This is a genomic window from Staphylococcus sp. SA22 (assembly GCF_054165785.1).
The window spans coordinates 96189-108115 of record NZ_JBSZQY010000002.1; the positions used below are offsets into that span (position 1 = coordinate 96189).

General features: G+C 31.7%; 19 protein-coding genes. 6 read left to right on the forward strand and 13 right to left on the reverse strand.

Going from position 1 to position 11927, the window contains the following annotated elements:
• The 12 genes from ACXQH5_RS02570 to ACXQH5_RS02625 form a co-directional block, all read right to left on the reverse strand.
• A complete protein-coding gene (locus ACXQH5_RS02570) occupies window positions 1-579 on the reverse strand; it encodes a hypothetical protein (protein ID WP_000846285.1) in 579 nt (192 codons plus the stop codon).
• 11 nt (window positions 580-590) lie between these two features.
• Window positions 591-932: a pathogenicity island protein gene (locus ACXQH5_RS02575; RefSeq protein WP_234720421.1), complete on the reverse strand. Its 342-nt coding sequence runs from the start codon at window positions 930-932 to the stop codon at window positions 591-593.
• 516 nt (window positions 933-1448) lie between these two features.
• Window positions 1449-2090, reverse strand: a complete 642-nt coding sequence (locus tag ACXQH5_RS02580) for a hypothetical protein (RefSeq protein WP_001019764.1) — start codon at window positions 2088-2090, stop codon at window positions 1449-1451.
• Window positions 2087-2371, reverse strand: coding sequence for a hypothetical protein (locus tag ACXQH5_RS02585; RefSeq protein ID WP_000998181.1), 285 nt, complete (start codon window positions 2369-2371; stop codon window positions 2087-2089). The genes ACXQH5_RS02580 and ACXQH5_RS02585 overlap by 4 nt, the downstream gene beginning before the upstream one ends.
• A 1-nt stretch (window position 2372) precedes the next feature.
• Entirely contained in the window at window positions 2373-2735 is a 363-nt protein-coding gene (locus tag ACXQH5_RS02590) for a hypothetical protein (protein ID WP_001039168.1), read from the reverse strand.
• Window positions 2736-3020: 285 nt separating this feature from the next.
• On the reverse strand, window positions 3021-4490 hold the full coding sequence (locus tag ACXQH5_RS02595; protein WP_000390454.1) for a virulence-associated E family protein: 1470 nt from the start codon (window positions 4488-4490) through the stop codon (window positions 3021-3023).
• Window positions 4491-4506: 16 nt separating this feature from the next.
• Complete coding sequence (locus tag ACXQH5_RS02600; protein ID WP_001002732.1) at window positions 4507-5376, reverse strand: primase alpha helix C-terminal domain-containing protein; 870 nt, start codon at window positions 5374-5376, stop codon at window positions 4507-4509.
• A gap of 63 nt (window positions 5377-5439) precedes the next feature.
• A complete protein-coding gene (gene tscT / locus ACXQH5_RS02605) occupies window positions 5440-5760 on the reverse strand; it encodes a type II toxin-antitoxin system toxin TscT (RefSeq protein WP_001103942.1) in 321 nt (106 codons plus the stop codon).
• A gap of 2 nt (window positions 5761-5762) precedes the next feature.
• Window positions 5763-5972 carry a type II toxin-antitoxin system antitoxin TscA gene (gene tscA, locus ACXQH5_RS02610; RefSeq protein ID WP_001058486.1) on the reverse strand — a complete coding sequence of 70 codons (210 nt, stop codon included), beginning with the start codon at window positions 5970-5972 and terminating at the stop codon, window positions 5763-5765.
• Complete coding sequence (locus ACXQH5_RS02615; RefSeq protein WP_000784875.1) at window positions 5965-6111, reverse strand: hypothetical protein; 147 nt, start codon at window positions 6109-6111, stop codon at window positions 5965-5967. The genes tscA and ACXQH5_RS02615 overlap by 8 nt, the downstream gene beginning before the upstream one ends.
• An 11-nt stretch (window positions 6112-6122) precedes the next feature.
• Entirely contained in the window at window positions 6123-6395 is a 273-nt protein-coding gene (locus ACXQH5_RS02620) for a helix-turn-helix domain-containing protein (protein ID WP_000091731.1), read from the reverse strand.
• Window positions 6388-6651 (reverse strand): helix-turn-helix domain-containing protein, encoded by a 264-nt coding sequence (locus tag ACXQH5_RS02625; protein WP_000243851.1) that lies wholly within the window; start codon window positions 6649-6651, stop codon window positions 6388-6390. The genes ACXQH5_RS02620 and ACXQH5_RS02625 overlap by 8 nt, the downstream gene beginning before the upstream one ends.
• Before the next feature lie 192 nt (window positions 6652-6843).
• On the opposite strand from ACXQH5_RS02625, the gene ACXQH5_RS02630 reads away from it, so the two are divergent.
• The 6 genes from ACXQH5_RS02630 to ACXQH5_RS02655 all read left to right on the forward strand — a co-directional run bounded on the left by ACXQH5_RS02630 (window position 6844) and on the right by ACXQH5_RS02655 (window position 10954).
• Window positions 6844-7176, forward strand: coding sequence for a helix-turn-helix domain-containing protein (locus tag ACXQH5_RS02630; protein WP_001260004.1), 333 nt, complete (start codon window positions 6844-6846; stop codon window positions 7174-7176).
• Window positions 7177-7187: 11 nt separating this feature from the next.
• A complete protein-coding gene (locus tag ACXQH5_RS02635) occupies window positions 7188-7646 on the forward strand; it encodes an ImmA/IrrE family metallo-endopeptidase (protein ID WP_000281657.1) in 459 nt (152 codons plus the stop codon).
• A 16-nt stretch (window positions 7647-7662) separates the two neighbouring features.
• Window positions 7663-8094 carry a hypothetical protein gene (locus ACXQH5_RS02640; protein WP_001228759.1) on the forward strand — a complete coding sequence of 144 codons (432 nt, stop codon included), beginning with the start codon at window positions 7663-7665 and terminating at the stop codon, window positions 8092-8094.
• A 70-nt stretch (window positions 8095-8164) separates the two neighbouring features.
• Window positions 8165-8893 (forward strand): exotoxin beta-grasp domain-containing protein, encoded by a 729-nt coding sequence (gene seq / locus ACXQH5_RS02645; RefSeq protein WP_234720422.1) that lies wholly within the window; start codon window positions 8165-8167, stop codon window positions 8891-8893.
• Window positions 8894-8916: 23 nt separating this feature from the next.
• Entirely contained in the window at window positions 8917-9645 is a 729-nt protein-coding gene (gene sek, locus ACXQH5_RS02650; protein WP_000733774.1) for a staphylococcal enterotoxin type K, read from the forward strand.
• Window positions 9646-9733: 88 nt separating this feature from the next.
• Entirely contained in the window at window positions 9734-10954 is a 1221-nt protein-coding gene (locus tag ACXQH5_RS02655; protein WP_000266157.1) for a tyrosine-type recombinase/integrase, read from the forward strand.
• Between the two features lie 142 nt (window positions 10955-11096).
• Here ACXQH5_RS02655 and ACXQH5_RS02660 read toward each other — a convergent pair whose 3' ends face one another.
• Window positions 11097-11918, reverse strand: a complete 822-nt coding sequence (locus ACXQH5_RS02660; RefSeq protein ID WP_000732334.1) for a MetQ/NlpA family ABC transporter substrate-binding protein — start codon at window positions 11916-11918, stop codon at window positions 11097-11099.
• Window positions 11919-11927: the final 9 nt, after the last annotated feature.

Here is an 11927-nt window from a genome sequence, read left to right on the forward strand (position 1 = left end):
TTAACGTTTTAAAAACAACTTGTTATTGTGTTCGTATGGCAAATCATTACCATTAATATATGATGTAAATATATTTTCTCTAAAGTAGCCATTCAATGCTTCCCTAGCCTCTTTATCATCATATAATTGTTCTTGACTATAAATACTCGCATATTGCTGATGCTCATCTTCATATCTATCATTAATATCTTCTATTTCATCAATGATCTCATTATATGCATCGACTACTTTTTTTAATTTACCTAAAGCTGATTGCTTTTCTGATTCGTATAATGATGACAACTCGCTTTGATGTTTTAATAATTCAATTGTCTTTTGATATTTAACTTCTTTCGACACACTTTTCTTTGTCTCTAAGCGTTTATTAAGTGCTTTTAGTTTCTTTTCATCAGCATCTGTTGCTTGATATAGGTTATCTGCTTTATCATCTTGTCCATCCATGATTAACTGTTTATATGTGGACTTATCTATCTTTATTTTACTCTCCAATGCATTACGCTCTTGTTTCAATTCTTGTATAGCCTTTTGTTGATCTATTACAAATTGGTTGTATTCTTTAAAGTACGATTCAGTTTTCATTTTTATCCCCTTTACAATTTAATTCGTTTCAAAGCTTCATAGCGTTTCATACTGCCATCAGCTAATTTCTTAATACTTCTCATCGCTTGTTGCTTTTCTTGTTCTGTCGTAATGATGTAATAACCACGTTCACTAGGTTTATAACTGCACCCGATAGGATAGCCATAATCATATACTAATGAATTGATTACTCTTCGTAACCATCGTTCATTGCTTGAATTATATTCATATCCCAATTGATTTAAGATTTTAGTTTTAGTAATATATTTATTGGACGTATTTTTTATCACATTGAAAACTTGCAGGTGTTCGGTGGGTAAATGATACGTCTCTTTTTCTGCGATACTTTGCATTTCTACACCTCTTTCTTTTAATTATTTCATACCTAAATTATACCATTTTCACTGACCTAAAACAAACTTACGTTCGCTTTATAGCACGCTTTGTCAGTTGTTTAGCCTATCTCATATAACACTTATAAAACAACATTATAAAATTAATAAGGAGCCTTTTAGATCATTCAAATACAGAACTTAAGTTCGATAAAACAGAGCGAACAAATTACGAACAAACTTAACTTTTAGGCCTATACCAAAAACACAAACTTTAGCTTGTATTAGCGTTAACAAAGTTCGCACACCTTGCACAAATCTTGCCATTTTTTCAATTCTCAAAGACTGTATACCTTCCGATTTTAAAAGCTAGCACCTTTATATAACCTTATTATTTTCAAAGCCATAAAATAGCTTAATATCAACGTTTTATACTTTTTTAAAGTTCTGTACCTCAACCATTTTAAACTGCTATACCTCGTATAAAATCGTAGTATTTTATTAGAAGCCACACACTACATGTGACCCCTCATAACATTATTTACTCAAGCTATAGTAAGACGCTTTTAGATCATTCAATTTACGTTCTAACGCCTTGTAATCCTCTTGTGTCGCATTCTCATCTTGTACAAACTCAGTTACTAATTTTAACCCCTCAACTAACTCTGGTACTGGTTCATTGATTCCCGTAGCTAACTGATACAACATTTCAATATTCGCTATCACATCAGTATTACTCGATTGAATGCCCTCAAGTGTATCTGTATCAAATCCATTTTCTAAGCACTTAAACACATCACTATTATTTGATTCTGCATATGTTTGTAATCCATACATAAAATACTCATCTTCAAACAATTGACTGGCCATCATATCGCTAATAGAAAGCTGTTTACCGTCATGTAATTCATAACCTACATAATGCCCCTCTATGCTTCTTATAAGCCCCTCAGTGTGCTTAGGTGACGCTAATTCAAATGATTGCCTTACTTTACAATCTTTAATATATACATGACTAAACAACTTACTATTCATCATCACGTATACCATATCAAATGGATCATTGTATAACTTAAAGCAACACGGTTGCACTTTACTACGTTCTAATAATCCTGTGTAGTACCTTAGTAACGTGCCTGCTCGTGTTTCAAATTCATTTACGATAGTTTCTATGTTCATTGTGTTATCTCCTTTTGAGCCATTTTGCTGAATTGTTCAAACTCACCTGTCTCAGGATTAAATTTTTTAATGCTACATGTGGCTGCTTTATCGATGCACCCCACATCATCACTGTCATAAAAATTAATATTATGGGCTTTACTTAAAGCTATACATACAACTGGTGAATACCACACTTCGCCATCTTCTATATATTCGACAAATAAATTTTCGGGTGCTGGCATAATTTGAATTGGTGCATCATGATGAAGTTGATTATAAATTTTCTCTTTATCATTCATATTAGACACACTCCGTTTCTTTCTTACTAATAGTAAACGTGACAGGTAGCCAATGATCTGTTTTAATGTTTTTCGACCTTACAATAGGCAAATCCAAACCTTTACCATCAACCATATAAACAATTGGCTCACAAATATCCATCTCAATACGTCTGTCTTTTTTAAGTTCAGCGATAACATCAAACGCTTCTTGATTCCACCCAATCCAAAACACAACATTGGGATGTTGACCACTTGTATATGCGCCGTCACCTTTATAATCAAAGTTATTTTCTTCAAATACACGTTCTATTTCTACAAATGATGTACCAGCATGCGCCTTTATATATTCTAAAATTTCTGACTTTAATTGATTTTTATTCATTTTCTTCCTCCTAATTTTTGATAGGTGTCCCATTTCGCTATTTTCAATATGTTTCAGGACATTGTCAGGACAATGCTCAAACACCACTCTCCCAATGGATTAAAGTTATCTGTCCCATTGTCCCACTGTTTTATGCCTACACTTATATATTTTTTAATGTGTATATATTATTTTAAAAGTTTAGGGTAAAAGTTGCGGGACACAGGGACAAACATAACATAATGCTTACTGCCACAAGAGATTGAAGGTGTCCTACCATTGTCCCATAATCGTCTCGTTGTCCCGTTATTTTTGTTCTTTGCTTTTTAAACCTTGATAATAGGATATTAAATTAATACCAAAACCATATTGTCTACCAATACCTTCACCAAATCTATGACGCGACTTACTTTGCCCACAATAACTTGTATTTCTTAACGCTTTATCAATTTTTCTTAAATGGTGTTGTTGTGGTTGGTCATCTCGTTTCATCATCACTTTCCAAATTTCCATGCTACATACCTTGTCACGCCATACATAAGCACCTGGTTTTGTATTCGGTAATTCAATCAATTTACCATCACCATATAATTTAATATAGTCTTGGTCTATAACATCATGCGCAGACACTCTTTTTTCTTCTAACGTTCTATACCAATAGTCTGACGGAATAGGACGTTCAAGGAATTCTTCTATTTCTCCAACTAAAGCATCTTTTTCAGAATGAGCTTCTTGGACTTTTAAAGCCATCTCACTCGCTTCTTTATCTAATAACAATGCTTTATCCGTCGGATCCTCATCAAAATATACTTTAGCTTCAGCAAACATTTGTTGCACAACATCTGGTGTTAGATCGTCAAACGGGCTTTTAGTTGCTTTATTTTTATCTGTCGTAATAGGGAAAAAACGACGATTGCCTGTTTGGTCTTTTAAAAACTCATAGTTATTGGTTGTCCCTACAAACACACACTGTCTAGGATGACGCTCTGTTCGTTTACCATACGAAGCTCTATAAATATCTACAATAGCACTTATAAACCCCTTAATATCTTCAATAGTAGACTTTTGAAATGCCGACAGTTCTTCAATTTCACATATCCAAGAACCCTGCAATTTCTTATAGACCTCATCACCTTTAAACGTTTTAATACTTTGGTTATACCAATGACCTCCCAATTTACTCATTGCCGTAGATTTTCCAACACCTTGACCACCATATAAAATAATCATGGAATCATATTTAATACCTGGCTGATAGATTCTAGCAACTGCGCCCATCATCCATTTTTTTGTAACTTCTCTATTATAGTGGTTATCTTCAGCACCTAAATAATCAATGAAGAGCGTTTCAATTCTTTTGATTCCGTCCCATGATTTAGATTCAATCATCGATTTAATAGGGTGAAATCTATTTTGATAAGCTTCCTTTTCAATTACAGTATCAATAAGATCACGGCTAAACTGCACATTATACAATTTATCAATATGTGAAATCACATGTGTGGTATCTATATCAGCCCAATAATAATTCGTATCTCCTTTTGACCTCCAATACGGTAGACGTTTCAGTTTGGTTACTTTTTCAAAAGCGTCATATTGTACTAGCCCTTTTAAACTCTCATCATTACACAATATGATTTCAGCATTTGTAGTCGTTTTTTTCAATGCTTGTGTAGTAGCAGAACGCCTTAATTGACTTTTCCAATCATTAGCATTTAAAACACCGGTTCTGCTATCAATCATTTCAAATACTTCTTCGTTTGTAACATCTTCCAAACAAAAACCTCCATTTCTAACTGTTTTTACTATCTTTTTTCAAAATACTTTTAAAAGTATTATTTACTTCACTTTGATTAATAGGTGGTTTGCATACACTCGCCCACGCACTCACTAACCCATAAACTAAGTTTGGATCTACATACCTACGCAAAAGATAACCTGTAATTGAAGCCAATGTTGAATTGCGCTCTCCCTCACTTACACCAAAAGCTATATCTCGCCAATACGCACTATCACGTCGTGTGTACCCTTTGATATTAGGACTACCATTTGATTGTTTATACTCCTTTGACCACTGTTCGAGCATATCAACATCCATAATTGGACAGTCATTCACTCGCTTAATAAATATGTGTCCTTTTTGAATAACTGGTAACGCAAAACATCTACTTGGCTGATACGAACCTTCATCCACTTTATGGCCAATTTTATTTGCTAATACTTTTGTATATTTACGATAATCATCTGCACTTATTCGCTCATTTAGAGGGATATACAAGCGTATTCTAGCTTGTTCAGTTGTATGGCTAAACGATGTGTGCCAATACCATGCAACACTGCTTAAAACTGAGCTGATTGCGTCATGTAGTTGTTTTACATCATTTATTTCATCGTAATCAAGTACAATCACATTTCTATATATGACATTTTTATCGTTTCGATGCTTTTTGATAATTTCACCATGATCATTTGTATTGTCTTTAATATCACCATATACAGCAACACCACGTGCATACTTATAATTTGCTTCTATAGGCACAGACAGTTTATTAACCAACTTACTCCATTTAGGCATTGAAAAGCTCTTAAATGAACGTGAGTCTAAACTTTCATAATGTACCACCGAAACTTGCGTATCATATTTCAATTTAATTTCATTCATTTTTTGCACCTCTAATGAAACAACAGAGTAAAGATGTTATAATAAGAATGTGTAATTTCTAAATTACTCTGCTACTTTTATTGAATTCTTTGCGTCATCTGATTCCTCGTCAAAGTTCTCTGATGACGCTTTTTCTATTTCATGAAATTTTTGTATAAGTTCACTGAATTCTTTTAAGTACACATGTAATAACTCAACTGTATGTTCATTTTGTATACGATGTTCTAAATAGCTAGCAGAAAAATTAATATGTTCCCGTTTTGTTTCTAATTCATTTTTTACAAATCTATCTTCAACAAACCAAGCATGTTTGGTAGCTACATCATTAATTTTTTGTTTTATCACTTCAATGTCACACATTAAATCTTTAATTTCCCAATTCATTTTTATTCTCCTTTCTCTAATTGAAAATTATTCTTTAATTCTTGTGCGCACCATTTCATTATCAATTCTAAGTGCTTTTCACGACTGATCTCTGAAACCACTTCAATACCATTAACATATTCTGTGTGTTCGTAACTTTCCAAATTATTCATGACACTTAACTCAAGTTGATAAACCAAGTGTTCTATTACTTCTTTTTGTTCATTATTCATTTTCTAATCCTCCTGTTAAATTACATCCTAAAGTTATTAGCCAAGCATAAACGCTAAAAGCGACATACATGTTAGATATTGCTAGTAATAAAATTGTTAACAATGAAACTAAGCAGATATAAGCTAAATACATTTTCATTGCCTTGCCTCCTACATCCATTTTTTATGACGTGCCTTCATGTACTCCTCGAATCGTGGAATACTTATAACAATCATTGTTGATGATAACGAGTAATATAAATCATCAACACCTTTAGAATCTTTTTCCCATTCTTTTAAAATGCGATTCACCGAACTATATGAAATTCCAAAAATACTAGCTAGTGCATTAGGTTTCGCAAACAAAGGATTCACTACAACTTGCTTTGGTTCTGTAATTGTATTTTCTTTAGCTGGTACATCATGCAATTTTGTTCTAGACATTTAATTCACCTCCTTTTAAGATGTTTTTACGTTCTTTTCTGGGAACGTTATTGGTAAAAAAAATATCTAGGTTATTTGTTTCATAACCTAATATTTTTGCCATTTTAATAAATTCATTCGCTCCAATATCTACTATTCCATTTTCTCTCTTTGCATAAGGCGTTCTTGTTTTCCACCCCATTTTGTGAGCCATTTCATCTTGCGTAATACCACAAGCTATTCTTTCCGCTCTCAATCTTTTTAAATTTAGTACCACGTTTACACCTCCTATCGTTCTCGTTTGAGAACTAATTACAATTTACCATTTACGTTCTCGTTCGTCAACACTTTTTACTTAAAAAAATTCAAAAAGTTTTTTCTTTCTTATATATTGTATTCTTTTGGGAACGGTGTTATAATCAAATCGTTCACAAATAAGAACAAATATTCAATTCAGGAGATACAAGAAATGAGAACTAATGATGAAATAATTACAATAATTAAAACATCAATGAAAGAACAAAATATGTCACTAAGTGAATTAGCTCGTCGTGTAGGTGTAGCAAAATCAGCAGTATCAAGATATTTAAATTTAACTAGAGAGTTCCCATTGAATCGCGCTGAAGATTTTGCGAAAGTACTTGGAATAAAAACAGAATATTTATTAGGATTTGCTGAACGCGAAGAATCTACAAAACAAGATACTATCGCCGCGCACTTAGATGGAGATTTTACAGAGGAAGAATTAATTGAAATTAGAAAGTATGCGGAGTTAGTTAGAAAAGCACATCGAAATCAGTAAGGGGTTATTGTATGTATTTATACGAAAAGATGGTTATTGAAAACAAAGAGATACCAATTGATGATGGGAAGTCTTTAGGTAATTTTGAGGGTCTCTATGACAATGGAGTTATTTTAATTAATAAAAATTTATCCGAAAGGCGTAAAGCCGAAGTGTTATACGAAGAACTTGCCCACCACAAGTTGACGTATGGCAATATTTTAGACCAATCGAAGTTCAACAATCGCAAGTTCGAAAATTACGCACGTAGACACGGCTTTATCTCAGCAGTCCCGTTACGTGAAATTGTAGAAGCTTACAATTATGGCGTACGTAACTTGTATGAATTGTCTGAGTATCTACAATTAAGCGAAGAATACATATTAGAAGCAATAGAACAATATAAAAAGATATATGGTATTGGAACTCACTATGGCGAGTATTCTATTACATTTGAGCCGTTGAGAGTTTTTAAATATAAAGAAATATAAATAGGAGAAATGAAAAATGAGAAAATTATTAGGTTTAGCATTAGCAAGTACGTTAATTTTAGGCGCTTGTGGTAGCAACGACGGAGATAAGAAAGAAGAAAGCAAGAGCTATACTACAAATGATATCGTTAAAGGTTTTAAAGATAATAAATTAAATGTTATCAATGAAAAAGAAATGACACGTGAAGACTTTGGGCTTGCTCCAATGAAGACGGACGAAGCTAAAATGTTTGTTGTTCAAGATGATAAAAATGCTAGAGTAATGAAATTTAAAAATAGTGATGATCTAAAACAAACTAAAAAATATTACGATGAATTAGGTAAAGAAAGTGCAGCTTTCTATTCACATACCCATTCTAAAGGTAAGTTTTTAATACAAATGAACGGTGATATCGATGATGCTACTTTCAATAAATACAAGAATTCTATGGATAAAACATTAAAGTGATGGGAAAAGTTGTATTGTGATTAAAAATGCCTATATGGCGTTGTAATATAAAAAAAAAGGAGCCATCAAAATGAATAAAATATTTAGAATACTCACTGTTAGCTTGTTTTTCTTCACATTTTTAATAAAAAACAATCTAGCATATGCTGATGTAGGGGTAATCAACCTTAGAAACTTTTATGCTAATTATGAACCTGAAAAGCTTCAAGGAGTTAGTTCTGGAAATTTTTCTACTTCTCATCAATTAGAGTATATTGATGGAAAATACACTTTATATTCACAGTTTCATAATGAATATGAAGCGAAGAGATTAAAAGATCATAAAGTAGATATCTTTGGAATAAGTTACTCAGGTCTTTGTAATATAAAATATATGTATGGTGGAATTACGTTGGCGAATCAAAATTTAGATAAACCTAGAAATATACCTATTAATCTCTGGGTCAATGGTAAGCAAAATACTATATCTACAGACAAAGTTTCTACTCAAAAAAAAGAGGTAACTGCTCAAGAGATTGATATTAAGTTACGAAAATACCTACAAAACGAATACAATATATATGGTTTTAATAAAACAAAAAAAGGTCAGGAATATGGATATCAGTCAAAATTTAATTCTGGGTTTAACAAAGGAAAAATTACTTTCCATTTAAATAATGAACCTTCTTTTACATACGATTTGTTTTACACCGGAACTGGTCAAGCAGAGAGTTTTTTAAAAATTTACGATGATAATAAAACTATAGATACAGAGAATTTTCATTTGGATGTAGAGATTTCATATGAGAAGACTGAATAAATATAATTTAAGGAGAAAAGGCAATGAAAAAATTAATAAGCATCTTATTAATAAATATAATAATTTTAGGTGTCTCTAATAGTGCCAGCGCTCAAGGTGATATAGGAATTGATAATCTCAGGAATTTTTATACAAAAAAAGACTTCGTAGATTTAAAAGATGTAAAAGACAATGATACTCCTATAGCTAATCAACTACAATTTTCAAATGAATCTTATGATTTAATTTCAGAATCAAAAGATTTTAATAAATTTAGTAATTTCAAGGGAAAAAAACTTGATGTTTTTGGTATTAGTTATAATGGCCAGTGTAACACTAAATACATATATGGCGGAGTCACAGCTACTAACGAATATCTAGATAAATCTAGAAATATACCTATAAATATATGGATTAATGGAAATCACAAAACTATTTCTACCAATAAAGTTTCGACAAATAAAAAATTTGTTGCCGCTCAAGAGATTGATGTCAAATTAAGAAAGTACCTTCAAGAAGAATACAACATTTATGGACATAACGGCACTAAAAAAGGAGAAGAATATGGTCATAAATCAAAATTTTATTCTGGATTTAATATTGGTAAAGTAACGTTCCATTTAAATAATAATGACACTTTTTCATATGATTTATTCTACACAGGAGATGATGGGTTACCAAAAAGTTTTTTAAAAATTTACGAAGACAATAAAACTGTAGAGTCTGAGAAATTCCATTTGGATGTCGATATTTCTTATAAAGAAACGATATAAATCTATTAATTATATTATAATCATTATTTTTCGGGTAGCCCGCCTACCCTTATTATTTTTTTGCCAATTTTGAGGAGGGATAAGCAAAATGTGGTTAGAAAAATTTAAAAATAAGAATAAAGAAACTAAATATAGATATTACGAGAAGTACAAAGACCCTCTCACTGCCAAATGGAGACGTGTTAGCGTGGTACTTAATAAGAATGGTAAGCAATCACAAAAAGAAGCTCAAAGACTCTTAAATGAGCGTATAGAAGCAAAACTGAATGATAAGACACCTACTACACTTAAGTCACTAACTTTCCATGTCGCATGTGATGAGTGGTTTCAGAGTTATATCAAAACGTCTGGGTCAAAAAGAACAACTATTAAAACTAAATTGAGTAAGCTAAACACTTTGAAGAAATTTGTAGATGAAGATATTTTAATCAATAAAATAACACTTTCATATGCGCAACAAGTTTTCGATGAAATGGATAATAAAGGTTATGTATATCAAGTAAACAAAGATGCGTTAAGCATATTCAAAAATGTATTTGAATACACTAGACGTATCTATAAACTGCAAGATTTAGAATTTTTAAAAGATATAACGTTAAATAAAAGAATTAAGTCTTATGATGAAGTGAAAGCTAAACGTAATAAGTACCTCGAATTAAATGAAATACAATCTATCATCAAAGATATTAATACGAAGGCTCAGAAGATGCACTCAGGTATCCATAAGCGGTTTTATTTATTCGTTGCACTCATGACAGAATTCCAAGCCTTAAATGGTATGCGTATTGGTGAAATGTTAGCCATTCAAAATGAAGATATAGACTTTGATAATAAGAGTTTAAATATTAACGGAACAATCCATTGGTTTCACGATGAATCTGGTGGATTCGGTGTAAAAGATACCACTAAAACAGAGTCTAGTTATAGAACAATTGGATTGAGTAGCAGAAGTTGCGAGATATTAAAGAAAGCAATACTGGAGAACAAAAAGGATTCAAAATGGAATGATGGATATCTAAATAGAAATTTTGTATTTACTAATCATAAAGGCAACCCAATGCAGACTGAAAGATTCAATAAAATCCTTAGGGAAGCAGCTAAAGATGTTGGTATTGATAAAGAAGTTTCTTCACATATATTAAGACATAGCCACATATCATTACTCTCTCAACAAGGCGTGTCACTTAAAGCTATTATGGATCGTGTAGGCCATTCCGACCACCGTACAACACTTTCCATTTATTCTCACGTTACTGAACAGATGGATAAGGATATGATGAACAAACTTGAACAGGTAAAACTTGGATAATGCGCTCAAATCTGAGCGTATTTTTTGTTTGAAATTCGATAATTTGCATATACCGCCCCTTTTGCGCCCTTTTTTTATTTTCAATACCACAAAAATAACCCCTTAATCGTTTTCATTAAAGGGTATTTCTATTTAATTGATATTATTTAGCAGGAATAACTGCACCGTTGTATTTTTCATTAATGAAGTCTTGAATATCTTTAGATTGTAATACTTCAATTAATGCTTTGATTTTCTTATCATCTTGATGTCCTTCTTTAACAGCAATTAAGTTTGCATAAGGATTATCTTTCGCACTTTCTACAGCAATAGAATCTTTTTTAGGATTTAATTTTTGTTCGATTGCAAAGTTTGAATTAATGATAACAGCATCCGCGTCTTCATTTTGATAAATTTTAGGTAAGAATTCTGCTGATTGTTTATTATTAAACTTAATATCTTTTTTATTCTCTGTAATATCACTAAACTTAGCATCTTCAATTTTTACGCCTTTTTTGATTTTAATCAAACCTGCATCAACGAAGAATTTTAAGAAACGTCCTTGTTCAGCTGGATTATTAGACACATAGACTGTTGCACCTTTTGGTAATTCTTTTAAACTTTTATACTTTTTAGAGTATACAGCCATAGGTTCTAAGTGAACATCACCGGCACTTACGATTTTGTAACCTTTATCCTTTTTCTCTGTGTTTAAATATGGTGTATGTTGGAAATAGTTTGCGTCAATTTCACCTTTGTCTAGTAATTTATTAGGCGTAGTGTAATCGTTAATTGTTTTAATATCTAGTTCATAACCTTTTTTCTCTAATAATGGTTTTGCTTTTTCTAAAATTTCAGCATGTGGTGCTGGTGAAGCACCTACTGTTATTTTCTTGTCGTCACTGCCACTTTTGCTTCCATTACCGCAAGCTGCTAATACAACTGCAAATGTTAATACTAAAATAAGACCAAATAATTTTTTCATAAAATGAAA